This window comes from Streptomyces sp. NBC_00154 (genome assembly GCF_026342835.1).
Lineage (GTDB): Bacteria > Actinomycetota > Actinomycetes > Streptomycetales > Streptomycetaceae > Streptomyces.
Map to the genome: position 1 here is coordinate 2049593 of NZ_JAPEMI010000001.1, position 19514 is coordinate 2069106.

General features: G+C 68.8%; 19 protein-coding genes. 4 read left to right on the top strand and 15 right to left on the bottom strand.

Features of this window, described 5'->3' with window-relative positions:
• Positions 1–203 precede the first annotated feature (203 nt).
• From OHA03_RS08940 to OHA03_RS08955, 4 genes are all read left to right on the top strand, one after another.
• Positions 204–3938, top strand: a complete 3735-nt coding sequence (locus OHA03_RS08940) for a S8 family serine peptidase (RefSeq protein ID WP_267002509.1) — start codon at positions 204–206, stop codon at positions 3936–3938.
• 137 nt (positions 3939–4075) lie between these two features.
• Positions 4076–5068 (top strand): helix-turn-helix domain-containing protein, encoded by a 993-nt coding sequence (locus OHA03_RS08945; protein WP_267002511.1) that lies wholly within the window; start codon positions 4076–4078, stop codon positions 5066–5068.
• A 156-nt stretch (positions 5069–5224) separates the two neighbouring features.
• Complete coding sequence (locus tag OHA03_RS08950; RefSeq protein ID WP_267002513.1) at positions 5225–6691, top strand: hydrolase; 1467 nt, start codon at positions 5225–5227, stop codon at positions 6689–6691.
• 126 nt (positions 6692–6817) lie between these two features.
• The gene (locus tag OHA03_RS08955; protein WP_267002515.1) at positions 6818–7003 is read left to right on the top strand and encodes a hypothetical protein; all 186 of its coding nucleotides are present in this window, start codon (positions 6818–6820) and stop codon (positions 7001–7003) included.
• Here OHA03_RS08955 and OHA03_RS08960 read toward each other — a convergent pair.
• The 15 genes from OHA03_RS08960 to OHA03_RS09030 all read right to left on the bottom strand — a co-directional run bounded on the left by OHA03_RS08960 (position 7000) and on the right by OHA03_RS09030 (position 19510).
• Complete coding sequence (locus OHA03_RS08960; protein WP_267002517.1) at positions 7000–8232, bottom strand: hypothetical protein; 1233 nt, start codon at positions 8230–8232, stop codon at positions 7000–7002. The genes OHA03_RS08955 and OHA03_RS08960 overlap by 4 nt on opposite strands.
• A 164-nt stretch (positions 8233–8396) precedes the next feature.
• Positions 8397–8534, bottom strand: a complete 138-nt coding sequence (locus OHA03_RS08965) for a hypothetical protein (RefSeq protein WP_267002519.1) — start codon at positions 8532–8534, stop codon at positions 8397–8399.
• 327 nt (positions 8535–8861) lie between these two features.
• Positions 8862–9104 carry a hypothetical protein gene (locus tag OHA03_RS08970; protein WP_267002521.1) on the bottom strand — a complete coding sequence of 81 codons (243 nt, stop codon included), beginning with the start codon at positions 9102–9104 and terminating at the stop codon, positions 8862–8864.
• A gap of 200 nt (positions 9105–9304) precedes the next feature.
• Complete coding sequence (locus OHA03_RS08975) at positions 9305–9955, bottom strand: OmpA family protein (RefSeq protein ID WP_267002523.1); 651 nt, start codon at positions 9953–9955, stop codon at positions 9305–9307.
• Positions 9956–9963: 8 nt separating this feature from the next.
• Positions 9964–10578 (bottom strand): hypothetical protein, encoded by a 615-nt coding sequence (locus OHA03_RS08980; protein ID WP_267002525.1) that lies wholly within the window; start codon positions 10576–10578, stop codon positions 9964–9966.
• A 31-nt stretch (positions 10579–10609) separates the two neighbouring features.
• A complete protein-coding gene (locus tag OHA03_RS08985) occupies positions 10610–11221 on the bottom strand; it encodes a pilus assembly protein TadG-related protein (RefSeq protein ID WP_267002527.1) in 612 nt (203 codons plus the stop codon).
• On the bottom strand, positions 11221–11451 hold the full coding sequence (locus OHA03_RS08990) for a hypothetical protein (RefSeq protein WP_267002529.1): 231 nt from the start codon (positions 11449–11451) through the stop codon (positions 11221–11223). The genes OHA03_RS08985 and OHA03_RS08990 overlap by 1 nt, the downstream gene beginning before the upstream one ends.
• Positions 11452–11666: 215 nt before the next feature.
• A complete protein-coding gene (locus OHA03_RS08995) occupies positions 11667–12749 on the bottom strand; it encodes a response regulator transcription factor (RefSeq protein WP_267002531.1) in 1083 nt (360 codons plus the stop codon).
• Positions 12750–12793: 44 nt separating this feature from the next.
• On the bottom strand, positions 12794–14110 hold the full coding sequence (locus OHA03_RS09000) for a sensor histidine kinase (RefSeq protein ID WP_267002533.1): 1317 nt from the start codon (positions 14108–14110) through the stop codon (positions 12794–12796).
• A 51-nt stretch (positions 14111–14161) separates the two neighbouring features.
• The gene (locus OHA03_RS09005; RefSeq protein ID WP_267002535.1) at positions 14162–15049 is read right to left on the bottom strand and encodes a DUF5936 domain-containing protein; all 888 of its coding nucleotides are present in this window, start codon (positions 15047–15049) and stop codon (positions 14162–14164) included.
• Between the two features lie 14 nt (positions 15050–15063).
• Positions 15064–16002 (bottom strand): type II secretion system F family protein, encoded by a 939-nt coding sequence (locus OHA03_RS09010; RefSeq protein WP_267002537.1) that lies wholly within the window; start codon positions 16000–16002, stop codon positions 15064–15066.
• Between the two features lie 10 nt (positions 16003–16012).
• Complete coding sequence (locus OHA03_RS09015) at positions 16013–17350, bottom strand: CpaF family protein (RefSeq protein ID WP_267002539.1); 1338 nt, start codon at positions 17348–17350, stop codon at positions 16013–16015.
• A gap of 60 nt (positions 17351–17410) precedes the next feature.
• Positions 17411–17779: a TadE/TadG family type IV pilus assembly protein gene (locus OHA03_RS09020; protein WP_267002541.1), complete on the bottom strand. Its 369-nt coding sequence runs from the start codon at positions 17777–17779 to the stop codon at positions 17411–17413.
• Positions 17780–17782: 3 nt separating this feature from the next.
• Positions 17783–18205, bottom strand: coding sequence for a TadE/TadG family type IV pilus assembly protein (locus OHA03_RS09025; RefSeq protein WP_267002543.1), 423 nt, complete (start codon positions 18203–18205; stop codon positions 17783–17785).
• A 3-nt stretch (positions 18206–18208) separates the two neighbouring features.
• A complete protein-coding gene (locus OHA03_RS09030; protein ID WP_267002545.1) occupies positions 18209–19510 on the bottom strand; it encodes an AAA family ATPase in 1302 nt (433 codons plus the stop codon).
• Positions 19511–19514 lie beyond the last annotated feature (4 nt).

A 19514-nucleotide genomic window follows, 5' to 3' on the forward strand; every position in this document is an offset into this window, starting at 1 on the left:
CGCTCGGGCTCACACCCGGCAGTTGAGTCCGGCGGCGCGAGGCCACCAAGGGCTTCGCGCAGCAACCGCTGACTCAAACTCAGGTGCGGAAAGCGTGCCCTTGCCCGGATTCGAGCGGTTCACGTCTGGCAAGTCCGTGCCATGGCAAGGACTTGCCGTCATCAGGCCTTCTCGTCGGCGTTACCGGCCGATAGACCCATGGCATGTTCTCCCCCTCACTATCTTCCGCCTTCCGGCGCAGACGCTGGCAGCTGCTATCGGCCGCCACCGCGGTGCCGCTGCTGGCGTCGGGGCTCGCAGTTCTGCAAGCGCCCGCACAAGCCGCTCCGAGCAAGCCCACCGTTCCCGCCAAACCCTCGGCGACCCACAAGGTCACCCTGGTCACCGGCGACGTCGTCACGGTCACCACGATGGCCGACGGCAAGCAGACCGCCGACGTCGACCGGCCGGACAGCGCCGTCGGCGGCGTAAAGATCCAGGAGATCAAGGGTGACCTGTTCGTCATCCCCGACGAGGCGGCGCCGCTGCTGGGCACGGACAAGCTGGACCGCCGGCTGTTCAACGTCACCGACCTGATCGAAATGGGCTACGACGACGCGAAGTCGGCCGCGGTGCCGCTGATCGCGGCGTACGCCCAGCCGAAGTCCCGCTCGGCCGTCGAGCCGACGGCCCCCCGCGGCAGCAAGCTGACCCGCAAGCTCAAGGGCATCCACGGTGCCGCACTCAGCACCGAGAAGCGGCAGGCCCGCACCTTCTGGACCACCGTCGCGCCGCAGGGCAGCGCGAAGTTGGGCGCGGGCGTGTCGAAGCTGTGGCTCGACGGTCGCGTGAAGGTCAACCTGAAAGAGAGCGTGCCGCTGATCGGCGCGCCCGAGGCCTGGGCGGCCGGCTACACCGGCAAGGGCGTCAAGGTCGCGGTGCTCGACACTGGCATCGACGTCAACCACCCCGACTTCGCCGGCCTGATCGACGGCACGACCAGCTTCGTGCCGGGTGAGACCATCACCGACGTCAACGGGCACGGCACGCATGTGGCCGGCACGATCGTCGGTTCCGGCGCCGCCTCCGGAGGCGACAACAAGGGCGTCGCCCCCGGCGCCGACCTGTTCGTCGGCAAGGTGCTCGGCGGCGCGGAGGGCTACGGCCAGGACTCCTGGGTCATGGCCGGCATGCAGTGGGCCGCCGAATCCGGTGCGGACGTCGTCAACATGAGCCTCGGCGACTCCTACCCGACGGACGGTAGCGACCCGATGTCGCAGACGGTCGACGCGCTGTCCGCGCAGTACGGCACCCTGTTCGTCATCGCCGCCGGCAACGCGGGCCCGGAGAGCATCTCCGCCCCGGGCGCGGCCGCCTCGGCGCTGACCGTGGCCGCCACGGACAAGCAGGACCAGCTCGCGTCCTTCTCCAGCACCGGCCCGCTGTCCGGCTCCGGCGGCATGAAGCCGGACATCGCGGCACCCGGCGTGGACATCACCGCGGCCCGTTCGCAGGAGATGACCGACGGCGGTGAGGGCCTCTACCGCACCCTCAGCGGCACCTCGATGGCCACCCCGCACGTGGTCGGCGCGGCGGCGATCCTGGCCCAGCAACACCCGGACTGGACCGGCGCCCAGCTCAAGGAACACCTGATGAGCACCGCGAAGGGCCTGGCCGACGGGTACTCGCCGTACGAGGTCGGTACCGGCCGTGTCGACGTGGCCGCCGCCGTGCGCACCACGGTCCGCGGCACCGGATCGCTCTTCTTCGGCAACTACACATGGCCGCACGAGTCGAGCGACGTCGCCGTCAAGAAGGACCTGACCTTCACCAACACCGGTTCCGCCGACGTCACGCTGAACCTGGCGCTGACCGACGACGGCGGCCCGTTCACGCTGGGAGCCACCACGGTGACCGTCCCGGCGGGCGGCACCGCCGCCGTCGCGGTGACCGGTGACCCGCAAGCCGCCTCGGCCGGCCGGCACGTCGGCTACGTGATAGGCACCGACGCGGCCACGGGGAAGCCGGTGACCCGCACCTCCGTGGCGCTGCTCAAGGAGGAGGAGCGCTACGACCTGAACATCAAGCTGGTCGGCCGGGACGGCAAGCCCGCTGCCGGCTGGGTCACGGTCAACCTGGCCGGCGACTTCTGGCCGTGGTCGGTCTACGTCGACGGCTCGACCACCATGCGCATGGCACCCGGCCTGTACACCGTCGCGGGGTACATCGACGTGGCCGGCGAGAAGGCGGACCGCTCGGGTCTGGCCGTGCTGGTCGCCCCGGAGACCGTGCTCAAGGACGGCTCCGCGGACGTGGAGCTGGACGCGCGCAAGGCACGCCTGCTGCAGACCGAGGCGCCGCAGCGCACCGAGGACCGCCAGCGCAAGGTCGACTTCAACGTCCACTACAAGGGCCTCGACCCGTTCATGGACTACCGCAGCGCATACGTGCTGCCGCCGACGTACGACGACGTCTACGTGGCGCCGACGAAGCCGATGAAGCAGGGCGAGTTCCTGCTGACCACCCGCTGGCGCAAGGGCGAGCCTCTGCTCAGCCTGAGCACGCCGGGCGGACGGCTCCGCTTCGAGACACTGGTGCAGGCGGGCAGCGCCCTGGGCACCGCCACGGACAGGCTGGACGCCGTCTACGCGGGCAACGGCGCGGCGGTCGAATACAAGAAGGTGAAGGCCAAGGGCAAGGTCGTCGTCATCGGGCGCAGCGACGAGGTCTCGCCGCAGGAGCGCACCGAGGCCGCAGCCGCGGCCGGCGCGAAGGCGCTGATCGTGGTCAACGACGGCGTCGGTGCCCTGATGGAGTACGTCGGCGAGTCGACCATCCCGGTCGCCACCGTGCACCGCGACACGGGCAGGACCCTTGTCTCGATGGCCAAGGCCGGCAGCCTGAAGCTGACCGCGAAGCAGACCGAGTACACGCCGTTCGTCTACGACCTGACCCGGGAGTACCCGGGCAAGGTGCCGGACCGGGCCCTGGTCTACAAGCCGACCAAGGGTGACCTCGCCCGGATCGATGCCCGCTACTACTCGGCCACGGACGGCGGGTTGGCGGAAGGCTACCGGTCCGACTTCACCCTCAGCCCGTCGTTCAACCTCCCCGAAGCCGAGTGGCACCCGGGCACCCGCACCGAATGGGTGACCCCGGGCCAGGTCTGGAGGGAGTTCCACGCGCAGGGCGTCGACGGAGACATGCCGTGGGTGATGGTGTCGGGCGACAACACGTATGCCAAGGGCAGCACCACCCGTCTGGACTGGTTCGCTCCGGCGACCCGGCCCGGCCAGAGCGAGTCCTTCGGTGTGTACAACTCCCGCTGGCAGAACTACATGACCTGGAACGTGCAGGCATGGGCCTCCGCCAGCGACAACATGCGGCTGGGCGGCTTCCTGGACTGGGGTCGGACACCGACCCACCTGCAGGTCTTCCAGGGCGACAAGCTGATCCACGACAACCCGTACAGCACGGACATGCAGTGGATCGAGGTGCCGGCGGGCAATCTGCCCTACCGCGCCGTCCTCGACGCGGAGCGGCCCGGTGACGTCTTCCGGCTGTCGACGCGCACCCACACCGAGTGGACGTTCATGTCCGACACCGTCGACTCGGACTTCTTCGAGCCGTTCTCGGTGCTGAACCTGAACTACAAGCTGGAGTCGGACCTGCACGGCGACGTCAAGGCCAATGCGACCCAGAAGATCGCGCTCAAGCCGGTGTCGATGGACCTCGGCACCGTGCCGGGCACCGTCACCAAGGTGAAGCTGGACGTCTCGTACGACGACGGCGCCACCTGGCAGAAGGTGACGCTGGCCAAGGGCGCCCACGGCTACTGGACGGGTTCGTTCAGGACGGACAGGAAGCGCGGCGGCTTCCTCTCGGTCCGCGCGAGTGCCGGGACGGACAGCGGCTTCAGCGTCAAGAACGAGATCATCCGGGCGTACGGCCTGCGATGAACCACACTGTCGGGCCCCGGGGAGGCGACTCCCCGGGGCCCTTCCCGTCGCACCTGCTCCCAGCAGGAACTATTCACGGCCTGCCACCGTGGCGCATACTCTCCCCGCTGCGGCAAGCGGAAGGGGGTCGATCACCGATGCTGGATGTTCTGGGTCTCGAACCCGATGACGAGCGCGTCTACCGGGCGCTGCTCGGACGGCCCGACTCCACCGCGATGCTGCTGTCGGATCTGCTCGTCGTAGCGCACGCCGACGTCGACAAGGCCTTGTCCCGCCTGGTCGGGTGGGGACTGGTGATCAGGTCGGCGGATGAACAGTTCACCGCCGCGCCACCGGCCATGGCGCTCGGCGCTCTCATCAGCCAGCGCCGGGACGGGCTGCGGATGGCTGAGCAGGCACTGGTGACCTTCGCCGAGGAACACCGGGCGGCGATGACCGGGAGCAGCATCAACGATCTGATCGAGGTCGTCACGGGCGTCGACGCCATCCGTCATCGCTTCCTGCAGGTGCAGCAGGCAGCCCGCACGGAGGTCCGCAGCTTCATCACCGCACCCTTCCTCGCCGTGCCGCCCGACGAGAACACGGCAGAACCCGCGGCCATCGGGCGCGGCGTGCGCTTCCGGGCGGTCCTGGACCGGGCCGTGCTGGCAGAGCCGGGCATCATCACCGATGCGATCGATTCACTGCGCAACGGCGTGCAACTGCGTGTCGCCGACCAGCTGCCGATGAAACTCGTGCTGGCCGACGCCGACCTCGGCCTTGTCCCGCTCGCGGTCACACCGGCCGGAGAGCCCGGCGCCGTGCTGCTGCACCGCAGCGGCCTGTTGGATGCGCTGGACGCACTGTTCGAGACGGTATGGCGCACCGCCCACCCGCTCGAGCTGTCGGACACCGGCAAAGAAGCCGGAACCACCGTCGAGCTCGGTGCGGAAGGACCGACCGACCTCGACCGAAAGATCCTCGCGCTGCTGCTGGCCGGCCTGACCGACCCGACGGCCGCGACACAGCTCGGTCTTTCACCGCGCACGCTGCACCGGCGCCTGCGCCATCTCATGGACATAGCCGGAGTTCGGACCCGGATGCAGCTCGGCGGTTACGCCGTCAGACACGGCTGGGTGGATCCACGCTGAAGGTCCTGTGCCGGTGCGGACGCGCCCTGTTCCCTCGCCCGTCTCGCCATGTACCGTTCAACCAAGCGTGTTCCAGCCTTCCGGCCGATGCCTTTCTACGCGCGAAGAATCAGCGCCCGCACCGCCTCTCCCCCCACCTTCACGGAGGTATGACGGATGCTCGGATCCAGTAGGTCCCACCGCCGCGTCGCCAGAGTCCTGGCTCTCCTCGGTGCCCTCGTCGCGGGTGCCGCCGTCCAGGCCGCTCCCGCCCCCGCGGCGCCCGCATCGGGCGGCAGCGCACCGGCGACTGCCGCGGCCGCCACTCCCCACCGTGTCCTCTTCGACAACTCCAAGGCCGAGACCGCCGGCAACGCCGACTGGATCATCGGTACCAGTCAGCCGGACCCTCTTGGCCAGGATGCGACGCCCTCGGCGGAGACCGACTGGACGGGGGCGATCTCCTCCTGGGGCGTGGCCCTGCAGAAGACCGGCGCCTACTCGCTGAAGACGCTCCCTTCGGGCAACAGCATCACCTACGGCACCGCTTCGGCCCTGGACCTGCAGAATTTCGACACCTTCGTCCTCCCGGAGCCGAACGTCCTGCTGTCCTCGGCCGAGAAGGCGGCCGTGATGAATTTCGTGAAGAACGGTGGAGGCCTTTTCCTGGTCTCCGACCACACCGGCGCCGACCGCAACAACGACGGCTACGACGCGGTCGAGGTGATCAACGACCTGATGACCAACAACAGCGTCGACAGCACGGACCCGTTCGGCTTCTCCGTCGACTCGCTGAGCATCAGCACCGACGACCCCAAAGCCATCGACGACTCCTCGAACGCCGTCCTGCACGGTTCTTTCGGCACGGTCGGCGGCAGCATCATCCGCAGCGGCACGACCGCCACGCTCAAGCCGGCCGACAACCCCGCCGTCAAGGGCCTCGTCTACCGGACCGGTTACTCCGGCAACACCGGCGCCTTCTTCGCCACCAGCAGCTTCGGCAGCGGCCGGGTCGCGTTCTGGGGCGACAGCTCGCCGATCGACGACGGCACCGGCCAGTCCGGCAACACCCTGTACGACGGCTGGAACGACCCCGCCGGCACCGATGCCGCCCTGGCTCTCAACGCGACCGAATGGCTCTCCGGGGCGACCGGCGGCGGGGGTGGCACCACCTGCACGCCGGCGCAACTGCTCGGCAACCCCGGCTTCGAGTCGGGCAGTTCCCCCTGGTCCGCCACCAGCGGGGTCATCACCGACGACAGCGGCGAGGCCGCCCGCACCGGCTCCTACAAGGCGTGGCTGAGCGGATACGGGACCACCCACACCGACACGCTCTCCCAGTCGGTGACCATTCCGGCCGGCTGCGCCGCCACCCTCAGCTTCTACCTTCACATCGACACGGCGGAGACGACCACGACCACGTCCTACGACACACTCAAGGCCCAGGTCGTGAACAGCAGCGGCACGGTCCTGTCCACCCTTGCCACGTACTCCAACCTCAACGCGGCAGGCGGCTACACCCAGCGCAGCTTCGGTCTCGGCGCCTACGCCGGGCAGACGGTGACGGTCAAGTTCACCGGAACCGAAGGGTCCACGCTGCAGACGTCGTTCGTCATCGACGACACCACGCTCGACGTGAGCTGAGTGCGCACGCCCACTCACGGCGCCCCGGGCCTGTTTGCATCATGAGCAAACAGGCCCCCGGCGAATACGCAGGAGTTGAGGTCCGGGCCGCGGCGCTCGGCCATGAGGGTGCCGTGACCGTGCTGGGTGTGCAAGGCATCGCCCCCACTCGCCCACTACCGCAGCGAGCAACCACAGCACGCCCCGACGCCGCTCCTCGCAGAGGGTGACGGCATCCTGGTCCGAGTGACGTGGATGCTGGTCCCGGACGACCGGCCGCAGCGCGTTGTCGCGGTGCCGAGCGGGGACGTACAAGGGCAGGAGCTGGGCTAGGGCCGGTACCGCACGATCACGGCGCGGCTGAAGTTCGCGTCGCCGAACGCTCCGAGTTCGGCCTTGCCGACGCCCCATGCCTCATCGGTCCCCGGGACCGGGGCGATCTCGGCCAGCCGGAACGCCTGTTTCCTGTCGACCTCGGTGACCTTCCCGGTGATCCCGGTGACGTAGGGCGGCCGTGCGATCCGGTTCACCTTCCCGTCCTTGCCGCGCACCCTCTTGGCGTCGAGGATCCCCGCAGGCAGTGCATCCGACTTGCTCCACCGCTTGCCGTCCCAGTGCAGAGCGCAGGGTCGGTCGCCCGGAGGGGCGTATCTGGTCCCGGTGTACGGGCCGTACTCGATCCCCATGGCCCACACGTCGTCGGCTCCGCGCGCGACGAGCGTCTGCACCTCCGTCCGACAGCCGGGAAACTTCGCGTCCGCCTCATCGACGTCCGGCATCCGCTCCTCGCGCCACTGCCGCCCGTCCCATCGCGCGGCCGCGAGCCGAAGGGGGCGCGGCTTCGGGTGGTCCGGATCAGACTCGTCCGCCTTGTCCGCCTCCGGGTTGGGAACGTTCCCGGCCACCCGGAGATCCCCGCCGGCGGTCTCCGTCGTGATGGCCCGTGCCTCCAGTGGCAGCCGGGTGGCGGTCCAGCCGCGCCCGTCCCAGTGCCAGGCCGTCTGCTGCTTGGGATTGCCGAGCGCCCAGATGTCCGAGGGCCCGAGCACCGCGACGCCGGCCATGTCGCTTTCTTTGGGCAGCGCGACGGCCAGCCAGTGGCTGCCGTCGAACCGGGCGGCGATCGGAGTGGAGTACGTGCCCGGCCCGTGGTGGACGCGCGCGAACAGCCAGGCGCTGCCCGCGCCGGCGTACAGGGCCGGTGTGCCGAGCGTGCCGCTACCGAGTACGGCACGGAGATCGGAGGACAGGTCGTACTTCTGCCACCGTGAGCCGTCGAACCGGAGCATCTGCATCCTCGGGACGGAGCCGCCGACGTCGTACAGCTCCGCAATGGCCCAGGCCTCGCGCTGGGACACGGCGGCGATGTCGAGCACCTGATTGCCGACGGGGTCGACGTCGGAGACGTACTCGTACGCCCAGGCCCGATGAGCGGGTGCTTCATCGGTACGGGAGCCACTCGGCGCCGGATCGGCCGCGTGCGGCCCCTCCGTGCCGCACCCGGCGAGCAGCGCGACAACGGCGACGAGTGCAACCCTGCTGGTGAGGCGTGGTATCGGCATTCGCGGGATTGTACGGCCTGGCTCGGCCTGCCCCTGTGTCGGCGCGAGCACGAGGTGCCTCTTGTGTGCGCGTCGCTGCATGCGGAACGATCACATGCAGCGGGCCGAGGCCCGACGTGCGAGCACGCGTTCGCCCTCCTGGCCTCGCTGTGGGGAGTCACCGCTCAGGCAACCTCCTGCGCAGCCAGTTCACGGATCTCGGGAGGCAGCGCCTCGTCTGCGGCCAGCCGGGCCAGGGCCTCGCGGCTCTGCGGGACCTCGGCGGTGTTGCGGAGTGCCCACACGGCCTGCTCGGCGGCCATGCGCGCACTCCGCCTCGGCCTCGGCCATGCGTTCACGGGTCACGCAGCGGGCGTACGGCATGCGCTCCCGCAACACGTGCCTGATCTCGGTCCATTCGGGCCAGGACGCGTCCTGGCCCAGGAACTTCAGAATCACTTCGGGGGGAGGTTCGGGCGAGGCGAGGGGAGCCGGGGGAAGGCAGGCTTCGAGCACGGCTCGCGCGTAGGCGAGGTTCTCTTGGCTCTCCTGCGTTTCCGGGGGCCAGCTGAAGCCGAGGTCCCACGAGTACGGCAGGGCGCGTACGGCCTCGGGAAGCAAGGGCTCCTCGCCACCGTCTTCCGTAGTCATCACGAGACTCCCAGGTATTCCATCGCGCTCTTGGGATCCTTCATCTTGCCGGAGTCACGAGCGGCCTGCTTCTCCGCGTCGGTCTTGGAGTTCCACGCGGCGTCCATGTCCTTCAGCTGCTTGGGGGTGACGTCCTGACCGGCGATCCGGGCACCGAGACCGTTGTAGCAATGGTCTGAGCCGGGGTCCCTGGTGGAGTCGTACCGGTCTTTTTGTCCTTCTGGACCACCCTTGGCACGCACCGGTGCGGTCGCAACGGGCTGAGGCCGGCCAGGGGGCACCCCAGTCACCACCCCAGTCGTCGACGACGGCGGTCAGCGGCCACAGCGCCCGGCGGCGGCGTACCTCGCAGCGGGTGGCCATGTGGGTCCACCTGCTGCAACGGCGAAGGCCTGGCACTGCGACCGTGTCGCAGTGCCAGGCCCCATGTGGGCGTGCGCCCTCAGGAAGCGTTGCCGCGCGGGAAGGAGACCTCCACGCGCCGGTTCTTCTTCCGGCCCTCTTCGTTGGCGTTGCTGGCGATCGGGTACTGCTCGCCGTAGCCACGGATCTCGAAGGTGACGTTCGAGTCGAGCGACTGGGCCAGCACCGAATGCACCGCGTCGGCACGCTGCTTGGACAGCACGTCACCGTGTGCGGAGGAACCGAGATTGTCGGTGAAGCCGAAGACGCGCACCTTGGTGGCGTTCTGCTTCTTGATCTCGGCAGCGACGGCCGCGATACGGGACTTGGCCGCCGAACTCAGCTTCGCGCTGTCCTTGCCGAAGAGGACTTCGGCCTGGAGCGCGAACTTGATGCTCGCGTTGCTGTCCTCGCGACGCTCCTCGCCGCCCATGTCCTCGACGACCTGGATGATGTCGAGGACCTTGCCCGGCGCGAGCGTGCCACCGTCGGGCATCTTCAGGTCGGGGTCGTTCCCATCCACCTTGACGGGCGGCTCCGACGACGCCTCCGTACCGGGAGGCACACTCGGACCGTCGTCCGCGAGGGCGGTCGAGACCCCGAAGACGCTGGTGCCGGCCATCAGCATCGCCACCGCGACGGCGCGCCCCACGGCATGACCTGACCTGAGCCTTGTGCGTGTACTGGTCATGTCGGCCATCACCCGGAGATCTTCAGAGAGGTGGTGGCGAAGGTCGGCAACGTGAAGTCAACTTCAGTTGTCGTGCTGGGCGGAGCCGGGAACTGCATGAAGACCGGTGTCGACTTCCCCGGCTGGAGCGGGAGAATCCCCGTCGTGCAGAGGCACCGAGAATCCGTGTCCCGGAGGATGTAGTAGCGCTTCTTGCCCGCCTTGTCCACCAGCGTGGCGCCGGCGACCGAGTTGGGGTTCTTCGCCACGATGGCGCTCTCGGCCCCCGCCCAGCCTGCGGTGTTGCTCGACTGCTGGCCTTCGTTCTTGATCTCTCCTTGGACGGTGACGAACCCGCCGGAGTCGCGCTTGACCTGATTGATGACGAGGGTGAGGCCGCCCTGCCCCTTCACCTCAGCCAGCTTCACATTCGGGTCCACATTGTCCCCGGCGGAAGTGTCTTCCTTCGCACCCTTGTCCCCGTCGGAGGGCTTGGAGGGTGTGGAGGATGACGACGAAGAAACGGGGTCCTTCGTCTTTCCGCCGTCATCGCTGCCGCAAGCAGTGACGGCGAGGGCCAGTGCCGCCGTCATCGAGACAGCGGCCACCACCCTTCGGGTCCTCGCAGTACGCCGAATGCTCATCGGTTCTGATTCCTTTACTCGTCGTTCGCTGTCAGTCGTCGACCAAGTGGACGGCGAAGATGGCCTTGCTCAGTGCGGCCCATGCATTCTGATTGAAGTCAGTGGGGTCGATCGAGAAGCCATCCCGGCCATCGCACTTGAAGGCCACCGGTTCACCCGGGTCGCCCTTGAACTTGTAGGTGCATCGGAACTCGATGACTGCAGTCGCATCCGCGGTGGCCTGCTTGGTCTCCGTACCGGGGATCACCGTGTCGCCAACCGTGTAGCGGGTCCGGATGCTGACATGCATCTTGTCCTGCAGGTAGCCGTACGTCGGGTAACAAGCTGTGGTGTCAGCCCGGTTGGAGGCGGCGAACCGCTCGGCCTGCATGCAAGGAGCCACCGGGTTGAACATGTAGTCCTGCAGGAACTCGTGGAGCCCGCCCGGTGTCATGAGTGAGGCGACGAACGGAGGCCCCAAGGTGTCACGAGCGTCCTGAGCCGCAGCGAGCACGGCGGCGTCCGCCGCTCCCTGAGCTCCGTTTCGAGTTGCCGATGCCTTACCGACAGCAAAGAACGCGCACGCGAGGAAGAGCAGGCCCGCCACCATCACTACATAGATGGGGAAGGCCTGCCCTGCATCGCCGCGTTTGCGCGTACCCATTAGCCGGCGGTGATGGAGTCCACGAGGCCGGAGATCCGAGTCGAGATCGCGCCACCGATACCCGTCGCCACGATCGCGCCGATGATCGCCACGACCACCAGGATGATGCCGAGGTACTCGAAGGCCGTCTGGCCGCGGTCCTTGGCCTCGTAGCGCTTCTGGATGGAACGGACGGTTGTGGCGGCCCAGCCGTTGACGCGGACGGCGGTCTTCAGGGTGATGTTCGACATGGTGTTCCCCTCCAGGTTCGGCCGACCGGTAACCGGCCGACTCACACGTTTCTTTGTTGTCGCTTCCGTTACCGGCTTCCTCCTGGCCGGTGCCGTTTGCGACATGAGAAACATACGGCGGAACACCCTGCCCACCAGAGGGTCCCAGGGCCCAATCCCGGGCCCAAAGGGCCAGTTGGGTCCTGACGCCCGAGTCCTGGGCCCGCGTCCCCCGCTCAGCCATGTCCACCACTCCCCCGCGCCGGCGCCGTACCGAGCCAGCGGGCGATCGCCTCGCTGCGGCTTCCGCTGTGCAGCTTGGTGAAGATGCGGTTGATGTGGTTCTTGACGGTCTTCTCGCTGATGAAGCAGGTGGCGGCGATCTGCTGATTGCTCATGCCGGACGCGATCAGCTCCATGACCTCCACCTCCCGCGAACTCAGCCCGTACTGCTGCCTGTTGGGAGCCACGACCGACCCCCCGGTTGTTGAAGACTGTGCCACAACTGGTTGCATTTGCGAAAGACCCTGCACGGGAAGGGCCGGTCGCGTCGCAGGTGACGGCATTTCGGGGACCGACGGATGTGCAGGCGCACCGTATTGCTGCACATGTCCGGCGCCCTGCCCGTCGTAGCCGGGGCCCTGGTGGGCAACGCCCGTGGTCAGCGCGGTCCCCAGCCCCTCGGGCAGCTGTCCGCCCTGTGGTCCGGGGCCCTGCCGCATATGGGCCAGGAGCGCGTTCGCCGCGGTGGCGGTGAAGTGGGCCCGGCCGCTCTTGGTGTCCCTCACGGCCTGCACGAGTTGGTCCGCCGTGAATTCCCCGTGCACCAGATAGCCGCCCGCGCCCAGCCGCAGCGCCTCGTGGACGATCTCGCTCTCGCGGCTGTACGTCAGCATCATGACCGGGGCGACCTGCACGAGGTGCGGCAGCGCGGAGATGCCGTCGACCCCCGGCATGCGGACGTCGAGCAGGACGACGTCCGGGCGGTGCTGAACGGCCATGTCGTAGGCCTGGCGGCCGTCCGCGGCCTCCGCCACGACTTCGATGTCCTCGCGGCCGGAGAGCAGCACGCCCAGGCCGGCCCGGACCACCGGGTTGTCGTCGGCGACGACGACCCTCAGCGGGCCGGTCACCGGCGCCGGAGGGGCGGCGGGGAAGGGGGGAGGCATGGCCTCGGATGCCGCGAACTGCTGGGGGACGGGGAACCCGGAGGAGCTGAGCTCCGAGTTGAGCGGGGTGACGTGCGAGGACGTGTGCTGGGAGGCGTGGTTCTGTGCGGCCCAGTTCTGGCCCGACGCGCGGGAGACGTCGTCCGGCATCTGCGACCTCCTCTCAGGTTCTTGGGGGGGTGGGATGGAGCGGGTCAGTTCATTTGTGGTGCGTGGGGGCCGGCTGCGAGAGCGGCCACCGGAAGTTCCAGGCGTACTTCGGTGCCCTTGGCCGCCTTGCCCTTGCCGATGCGGATACGGGCTCCGATGGACGCGGCACGTTCGACCATGCCGACGAGGCCGAAGTGGCCGGCGCGCTTGAGGTCGTCGAGCGTCGTGCCCGGGGGCAGCCCGCGCCCGTCGTCGTACACGCTGACGCGCAGGACATCGCCCTTCACGCCGGCCAGCACGATGAGATAGGTCGGGTGGGCGTGGCGATGGGCGTTCTCCATCGCTTCGGAGGCGACGGTGAGCAGCTGGCGGGCGACCACCTGCGGCACGAGCGGGACCGGGGCCTCGTTGAGCATCCGGAAGGTGGCCGTGAGCCCATGGCGACGGGTGAAGTCATCGGCCCTGGCGCGGAGTTCGGAGACGACGTCCACACCTCCGTCGAGTCCGGAGTCGCGGCGCAGGTCGGAGAGCAGTTCCCGCGACTCCGCCGCTGCCCGGCGGGCGGAGCGTGCGACCAGTTCGGCCTGGTGCTTGACGGTGAGCGGGTCCATCCGGTCGGAGGAGCCGGCCAGGCCGTCGGCGGCCAGCGCCAGGCCGTGCAGGGTCTTGGCCACCGAATCGTGCATCTCGCGGGCGAGCCGGGTGCGCTCGCCCTCCACGGCCTCGTTCACGGCCAGCCGGGCCCTGGTCTCGGTGAGGGCCTGGCTGGCTGTGCCGAACCGGAGAAGGAGATTGCGAAGGGTGACTCCGACGGCGCCCGCGATCACGCAGAAGCCGGGCAGGAGCAGCGCGGTGGCATCGCCGGCCTGCAGCCTCGAGTCGGTCCCGTACACGCCGAAGACGATCAGTGTCTGGAGCGCCGCGAAGACCGCCGCGCCCCGCCAGCCGTAGACGAGTCCCGCCAGCAACGGGGTGCACACGGTGACATAGGCGAGCGTGGACTCGGGCGTCGCGGTGATCAGCAGCAGGGCTCCGAACAGCGCGTCGATGCCCAGCAGCCAGGGGTGGCGCAGAAGGACGGGCCCGAAGCGTTCCCAGTCCCGGAAGAGGACGTACGAGCCCATGAACGTGACGAGGACGGCCGAGCCGATCAGCCAGGTGGCCGCGCCCGACGCCGTGTGATCGATCGCGAACGGAGTGGCTATGGCGATCATCGCAAGCCGGAAGCCGAAGACCTGGCGGCACATGGCCTGGAGCGCGTTGAGCTGGATCGCGAACGCCGGGCGCGCCCCGGGGTCGGCCATCGCCTGACGCACCTCAGCGGTCAGTCCGAGTTGTGAACTGCCGAGCTGGAAAGACATGAGCCTGTCACCTCCCCCTGGTCATCGTGCTCAAGATCCCCGTCATGCATGTCATCCGCCCGTGAGGAAGCTGAAGTCGACGTTGGCTCCGTAGACGAAGCCGACCGTCAGCAGGACCAGGGTTCCCGGGAGCAGGAAGGTCGTGACCGCGAAGGTGGCCTTCGGAACGGCCCTGGCGGCCTTCCGGCGGGCGTTCTGGGCATCCGTACGCCGCATGTCGTTGGCGATCTGGATCAGCGTGTCGACGATCGGGGCGCCCAGCTCCTCGCCCTGCTGGAGCGTGGTCACGAACATCGCGACCTGTTCCGAGTCGTTGCGCTTGCGCAGCTCCTCGAAGGCCTGGCGACGACTGACACCCATGTCCATCTGGCGCAGGGTGATACGGAGTTCGTCGGCCCACGGGCCCTCGTACTTGTCGGCGACGCGCCCCAGTGCCTGGCGGAAGCCGAGGCCCGCCGAGACGACGACCGCCAGCACGTCGAGGAAGTCGGGGAGCGTCCGCTCGATGTGGTCCTTGCGGACCCGGACCGCCGACCAGATGCCGACCTCCACCCAGAACAGACCGAAGCCGATCAGCAGAAGGGAGAGGAAGAGCTGGCCGCGCAGGATCATCGAGAAGGCGCCGAGCAGGCCGAGGGCACCGTAGACGAAGCGGCGGGCGGCGTAGCGGTCGATGGTCAGACCACCGGGGTTGCCCGCCATGTCGATCTGGCGGCGCTTCTTGTTGACGGCCTTGGGGCCCATCATCCTCAGCACCATGGGGGCCCAGCGCATGCCGAGCCGGTCGATGCCGGAACCCACCGCGCTGGTGCGGGTGGCGCCGACCTCCAGGGCGATGGCGAGGTCGCCGGGGAGTTTGGCGTCGGCCCGGTACATCCGGATGCCGGCGATGGCTCCGAACACCGCGAGACCCACGACGAGTGCAAGCAACAGGTCCATGTCAGTTCCTCCCCTCAGACGTCGATACGGGACATGCGTCGGATCACGATGAATCCGATCGTGTACAGGACGAGGGAGACGATCACGGCGACCTGGCCGATGAGGGCTCCGGTCATCCGGTCGAGTGCGCCCGGCATCACCGCGTTCATCAGGAGCATCGCGCCGAAGCCGAAGACCGGGACGGCGTAGGCCGTGACGGTCACCTGTGACAGCTGCGTCTTCACCTCACGTCGGGTCTCCTTGCGCTCCTCCAGCGTCTCCGTGAGGTTGCGCAGCGAGCTGACGACCGTACCGCCGGCCCGGTTGGACAGGACCAGTGTCGTCACCAGGACGACGAGCTCGCGCGACGGCAGCCGGTCGGTCAGCTCGCTCATCGCGTCGTCGAGCGATTCGCCGACGGCGAGGCGGCGGGCGACGCGAGCCAGTTCCTCCCCGGCCGGGTCCTCCATCTCGTCCGCCGCCATGCTGATGGCGGTACGCAGGGCGAGGCCGGCCTGGGTGGCGTTGGCGAGGATGCGGGAGAGCTCGGGAAGCTGGTTGATGAAGCGTTCGGTGCGCTTGGTCCGCTGCCAGTTCAGGAAGGCATTGGTGCCCCAGAGACCGATGAGCGCCGCGACCGGGCCGAAGAAGCTGGCGAGGATCGACGAGGCGGCCATCCAGAGTCCGGCCATGGCGACGAGCGCGTAGACGAAGAACTCGCCCGGGGTGATCTCCAGGCCCGTGGCGGCGAGTTTCAGCTCCAGCTTGCGGCCCAGGCCCGTCTTGCGCAGCCTGCGGTCGACGCCCTGGAAGCGGCGGTGTCGCCCGGCTGCCGGGATCTGGCCGGTGTGCGACAGCCGGTCGACGAGGGCGTCCCGGTCGGCCTTCCCGCCGGAGTAGGCGTGCAGGCCCATGACGCCTGTCACACCGAAGAGCAGTGTGACGCCGATCGTGAGCAGAGGGAGATTGTTCATCACGCGGTACCTACTTGGCCTCTCGGGTGGCGAGCTGTTCGTCGGACGCGGCGACTCCGAAGGCCTGCGGGATGGGCTGGCTGGCCATGTAGAGACGGTCGGCGATCTTGCGCGGGAGCGGGAGGTACTGGAACTGGCCGTAGATCCGCCCGTCGGCGGCCATCGGCTGGGCGTTGAACCGGGCGACGGACACGATCCGGTAGGCGTCGCGGCCGTGCGAGTCGAGGACGGCGATCTCGGTGACCTTGCGGGAGCCGTCGGCGTGCCGGGTGAGCTGGACGATGACGTCGACTGCGCTGTTGATCTGGTCGTGCAGCGCCTCGAACGGGATCTTGATCTCCGACATCGAGGCGAGGGTCTGCAGACGCATGAGCGCGTCCTCGGCGTTGTTGGCGTGGACGGTGGCGAGCGAGCCGTCGTGACCCGTCGACATCGCCTGGAGCATGTCGAGCGATTCGCCGCCGCGGACCTCACCGACGACGATCCGGTCGGGCCGCATACGCAGGGAGTTACGGACCAGGTCACGAATGGTGATCTGGCCCTTCCCCTCGACGTTCGCCGGGCGGGACTCCAGCCGGATCACATGGCTCTGCTGGAGCTGGAGTTCGGCGGAGTCCTCGATGGTGACGATGCGCTCGTTGTTCGGGATCAGACCGGAGAGTGCGTTGAGGAGCGTCGTCTTACCCGTACCGGTGGCACCGGAGACGATGATGTTGAGCTTGGCCTGGACGAGCCCGGACAGCAGGATCAGCATCTGCTCGTCGAGTGAGCCGACGTTGATCATCTCCTGGAGCGTGAACGCACGCGGGAACCGTCGGATGGTGAGCGTCGCGCCGGTCAGGGAGAGCGGCGGGATGATCACGTTGACACGCTCACCGCTGGGCAGACGCGCGTCGACCATCGGATTCTGCTCGTCCACCCGGCGGTTGACGGTCGACACGATGCGCTCGATGGTCTGCATCAGCTGCTCGTGCGAACCGAACCGCATCGGGAGCTGCTCGACCTTGCCGCTGCGCTCCACGAAGATCTGGTCCGGTCCGTTCACCATGATTTCGGTGATGGACGCGTCCTCGAGGAGCGGTTCCAGGATGCCGAGACCGAGGGCCTCGTCGACGACGCGGCGGATCAGCTGGGTGCGTTCGACGGTCGAGAGGACCGGGCCCTCACGGCTGATGATGTGGCTGAGTACGCGCTCCAGGCGGGCCCGCCGGTCGGCGGCGGCCAGCGAGGACATCTCCGCGAGGTCGATCTCCTCGAGCAGCTTGGCGCGGTAGGTGGCCACCATGTGGCTGTCCTCCCGCCCCCCGCTGTTCTTCTCGGGGGCGGTGATGCGGGCCCGCAGGCTCATTCCGTAACTCCCTTGATCCGACGTGCAGATGGTGCTCCGGCCGCGCGATGCGGGGCTCGGTCACTCCCGGGGGAAGGTGGAGCTTCGCTCGGCGTAGCCCCAGCTGAGTCCAGGGACGACGGAGGGGATCTTGACGCGCGCGGTGTAGGTCACCTCGTCGATGCCGTAGCTCGGGGTGAAGAGTGAGTCGTCGGCGAGCCAGTCGCTCATCGCCTCCCGGCCCGCCAGTTCGGGAAGCGTCAGCGGCATGTCGTGGCTGGCCGTACGGGCCGCCGCGCGGGCGCCCGTGCCGGCCTGGTTGGCCGTGTACGCGGCCACGCCCAGCTGGATCGCCAGGAGACCCACCAGGAGCAGCAGCGGGATGAAGCCCATGTACTCGATGGCCACCTGGCCGCGGTCGCGTCGGGATGTGCCTGTGCGCTCGCTCATCGGTCAGCCCTCCGTCGGCGACGCGGCTTCGCCGGTGATCGTCATCGGCCAGTTGAGTACGCCGGGCGCCAGGACCGGCACCTTCAGGCTGACCTCGGCCTTGTACAGAGTGGGCGTCGCCCGGCAGCGCGTTCTCGACTTGCTCTCCCAGGCGTCCGGCAGGTCCTCCCGGGCCGCGCGCTTGCAGGCCAGCGTCGGAAGGTACTCCGCCCCGGTACCCGCCCGGGCGGCCTCGTCGGCCGCGTTCGACGCCAGGCTGAACGTGTAGCCGATCAGCGCGCACTGCCAGAGCGCGATCAGTAACAGGATGATCAGCGGCGTGACGCCCACGAACTCGATCGCGGTCTGGCCGCGATCCCGCCCACGGAAGGAATCACCGTCACGCCTCCTCCGTATCCTCAGGCCCCTCATCTCGGTGGCTGCCATTGGTCAACGTGTCCCCTCGGTCGTCCCACGGCCCCCGGAGTCACCGTCGCGCCGTCTGCGCGGGCGTCCGATGGAGCCTCGGTCGTTCTTGAACTTTCCGGCGTTCTTCCCGCCGCTCCTGTCTGCGCCGGCGGGGAGCTTGACGATCCCCAGCTCTCCGGCCAGGCCCCAGAGCGCCTGCTTCACCGTGCTCCTGGCGTCGAGTTCGTGCATCCGGCCCGCGTCGACGGCGCCCTGCAGTTCCTTGAAGTTCGCGGGAATCGCCGTGTTCGCCATCCGGGTCCCGGTGATCTTCTCGATCAGCGGCGGCTGGATCTCGGTGTTGCGGATGAACCGGTTGACGAGCGTGAGCGTCTCCTCCGCCTTACGGATCTGGAGCCGCTCCCACATCCGTACGGTGCGCTTCGCGCCGCGCACCGCGATCACGTCCGGGGTGGTGACCAGCACCGCCGTGTCGGCCATTTCGATGGCTGCCGCGCCGGCTCCCTGGAGCTGGCTGCCGCAGTCGATGACCACCACCTCGTACCGCGAACGCAGGGCGCTGACGATCTGGCGGGCCGACCGGTCGCTGACCTCCTCGCCGCGCTCGCCCTCGCCCGGCGCCAGCAGCAGGGCGAGCCCGCTGCTGTGGCTGAACACGGCGTCGGACAGGACGCGGGGCGATATGTCGGCGATCGCGGCCAGGTCGACGATGGAGCGCCGGAACTGCACGTCGAGGTACGAGGCGATGTCGCCGGACTGGAGGTCCATGTCGACCAGCGCGACGGTCTGCCCCGACGCCTGTGACGCCAGGGCGAGCTGGACCGCCGTGACGGTCGCCCCCACCCCGCCCTTGGCACCGCTGACGGTGATGACGGTGCCGCCGGGCCCGGTGAAGACGTCACCTCCGGAGCCCAGGTGGCGGCGGACCCCGACCGACCACTGGGCGGCGGACTGGACCCGGTTGGCGAGTTCCTCGTAACTCACCGGCAGGGTGACCAGGCCACGGGCGCCCGACTCCATCGCCGCGGAGAACAGCCCGGGGCTGGCATCCGCGGTGATCAGCACGACCCCGATGGCGGGGAAGCGCAGGGAGACCTCCCGGATCAGCTCCAGAGCCGGCACCGGACCGATCCGCTCATGGACCAGCACGACCTCGGGCAGCTCGTCGATCGACTCGCCCGCGAGGCGGGCAAGGGTGTCGATGAGCTGGGTCGAGTCGCCGACCGGTGCGGCCGGCTCTGCGTCGGGAAGCTGGCTGAGCAGAGTGGTGACGGATCTGGCCGCGTCGGGGTCCCCGACGGCCGGGAGGATCCTTGTGGTCATTCGA

Coding starts and splice junctions, on each gene's coding strand:
- OHA03_RS08940 (WP_267002509.1), top strand. CDS start 204: ATGTTCTCCCCCTCACTATCTTCCGCCTTCCGGCGCAGACGCTGGCAG.
- OHA03_RS08945 (WP_267002511.1), top strand. CDS start 4,076: ATGCTGGATGTTCTGGGTCTCGAACCCGATGACGAGCGCGTCTACCGG.
- OHA03_RS08950 (WP_267002513.1), top strand. CDS start 5,225: ATGCTCGGATCCAGTAGGTCCCACCGCCGCGTCGCCAGAGTCCTGGCT.
- OHA03_RS08960 (WP_267002517.1), bottom strand. CDS start 8,232: ATGCCGATACCACGCCTCACCAGCAGGGTTGCACTCGTCGCCGTTGTC.
- OHA03_RS08965 (WP_267002519.1), bottom strand. CDS start 8,534: ATGGCCGCCGAGCAGGCCGTGTGGGCACTCCGCAACACCGCCGAGGTC.
- OHA03_RS08975 (WP_267002523.1), bottom strand. CDS start 9,955: ATGACCAGTACACGCACAAGGCTCAGGTCAGGTCATGCCGTGGGGCGC.
- OHA03_RS08980 (WP_267002525.1), bottom strand. CDS start 10,578: ATGAGCATTCGGCGTACTGCGAGGACCCGAAGGGTGGTGGCCGCTGTC.
- OHA03_RS08985 (WP_267002527.1), bottom strand. CDS start 11,221: ATGGGTACGCGCAAACGCGGCGATGCAGGGCAGGCCTTCCCCATCTAT.
- OHA03_RS08990 (WP_267002529.1), bottom strand. CDS start 11,451: ATGTCGAACATCACCCTGAAGACCGCCGTCCGCGTCAACGGCTGGGCC.
- OHA03_RS08995 (WP_267002531.1), bottom strand. CDS start 12,749: ATGCCGGACGACGTCTCCCGCGCGTCGGGCCAGAACTGGGCCGCACAG.
- OHA03_RS09000 (WP_267002533.1), bottom strand. CDS start 14,110: ATGTCTTTCCAGCTCGGCAGTTCACAACTCGGACTGACCGCTGAGGTG.
- OHA03_RS09005 (WP_267002535.1), bottom strand. CDS start 15,049: ATGGACCTGTTGCTTGCACTCGTCGTGGGTCTCGCGGTGTTCGGAGCC.
- OHA03_RS09010 (WP_267002537.1), bottom strand. CDS start 16,002: ATGAACAATCTCCCTCTGCTCACGATCGGCGTCACACTGCTCTTCGGT.
- OHA03_RS09015 (WP_267002539.1), bottom strand. CDS start 17,350: ATGAGCCTGCGGGCCCGCATCACCGCCCCCGAGAAGAACAGCGGGGGG.
- OHA03_RS09020 (WP_267002541.1), bottom strand. CDS start 17,779: ATGAGCGAGCGCACAGGCACATCCCGACGCGACCGCGGCCAGGTGGCC.
- OHA03_RS09025 (WP_267002543.1), bottom strand. CDS start 18,205: ATGGCAGCCACCGAGATGAGGGGCCTGAGGATACGGAGGAGGCGTGAC.
- OHA03_RS09030 (WP_267002545.1), bottom strand. CDS start 19,510: ATGACCACAAGGATCCTCCCGGCCGTCGGGGACCCCGACGCGGCCAGA.